Source organism: Mycobacterium sp. E802, from assembly GCF_001666875.1.
In the GTDB taxonomy this organism is placed as follows: Bacteria; Actinomycetota; Actinomycetes; order Mycobacteriales; family Mycobacteriaceae; genus Mycobacterium.
This window is the reverse complement of sequence record NZ_LZJD01000010.1, coordinates 1-536: the sequence shown is the minus strand read 5'-3', so window position 1 is coordinate 536 and position 536 is coordinate 1. Positions and strand designations below refer to the sequence as shown.

Sequence of the window (536 nt, the reverse complement as noted above, 5' to 3'; positions counted from 1 at the left end):
GTCTGCTCGGCGAGCATCTTCACTCGGCTGGCCGCCGGATGCACGCGCTGCGACAAGGATTCCCAGTCCAGGCGCACCCGGCCGTCGATGTTCCTCGGCACCACGACTTCCCCGTCGAGCACGCAGCGGTCGACGAGCTCGTCACGCAACGTGTCCAGCAGCTCGGGAAAATAGCGGCCGAGCTCCTTGCCGTTGCGCGATTGCAGCACCACCTCGTCGCCGTCGCGGAACACCAGCGCCCGGAAGCCATCCCACTTCGGTTCGTATGACCACACGCCCGGCGGGATCTCACGCACCGGCTTCGAGAGCATCGGCGAGACCGGCGGCATCGTGGGCAGATCCATCTGCCCACGATGACATTGCCCTGGCTCGGTGGTCTACGTGAGTATGGAAGTTGTGGACTTGCCGGTGCAGCCGCCCATCGAACCGATGCTTGCCAAGGCGCAGGTGAAGGTGCCCGACGAGCCGGGCGTGTGGTCATACGAACCGAAGTGGGATGGCTTCCGGGCGCTGGTGTTCCGCGACGGCGACGAGGT

At 65.9% G+C, this 536-nt stretch carries 2 pseudogenes; one reads left to right on the top strand and one right to left on the bottom strand.

Annotated elements, in window-relative coordinates:
* Positions 1–344: pseudogene (locus A5699_RS01695) on the bottom strand (ATP-dependent DNA ligase); the annotation flags it as partial.
* A gap of 43 nt (positions 345–387) precedes the next feature.
* Between A5699_RS01695 and A5699_RS28895 the strand changes: the two are divergent.
* A pseudogene (locus A5699_RS28895) lies at positions 388–536 on the top strand (ATP-dependent DNA ligase); the annotation flags it as partial.